Raw genomic sequence first — 526 nt, 5'->3', positions numbered from 1 at the left:
GAGGAGAGAAAAGGAAAAAGAGAGGGAGAAGAGGGAGAGAGAGGAGGAGAGAGAGAAGGAAAGAAAGGGGGAGAGAGAAGAAAGGGAAAAAAAGGAGAGGGGAGAGGAGAGGAGAGAGGAAGAAGAGAAGGAAGAGGAGAAGGAGAAAGGGGGGGGAGAGGAGGGAAGGGAAAGAGAAAAAAAGGAAAGAAGGGGAGAGGGGGAGAAAAGAAAGAAAAGAAGGAGAAAGAAGAAAAGGAGGAGAGAGAAGAGAAAGAAGGGAGAAGGGAGGGAAAGGAAAGGAGAGAAGGAGAAAGGGGAAGGGAAAGAGAAAGAAAAGGAAAGAAAGAAGAAAAAAGGAGAAGAGGAGGGGAAAAGAAAAAGGAAAAGGGGAGGAGAAGAGAAAAAGAAAGGGGGGGGAAAGAAAAGGGGAAAGGGGGGAGAAGGAGGGAGAGAGGGAGGGAAGAGAAGGAGGGGGAAAAAAAGAAGAAGAGGGAAAAGAAGAGGAGGAAAGAGGGGAGGGAAGGGGGGAGAAAGAAAGGGGGGA

General features: G+C 48.7%; 1 protein-coding gene. It reads left to right on the top strand.

The genetic code is table 11. The features are described from left to right. On the top strand, positions 1–526 hold a 526-nt coding region (locus EBL84_RS17635; RefSeq protein ID WP_190287999.1), incomplete at both ends, for a hypothetical protein.

This window comes from Marichromatium sp. AB31, assembly GCF_003718685.1.
GTDB lineage: Bacteria > Pseudomonadota > Gammaproteobacteria > Chromatiales > Chromatiaceae > Marichromatium > Marichromatium gracile.
This window is presented reverse-complemented; position numbering and strand designations above follow the sequence as displayed.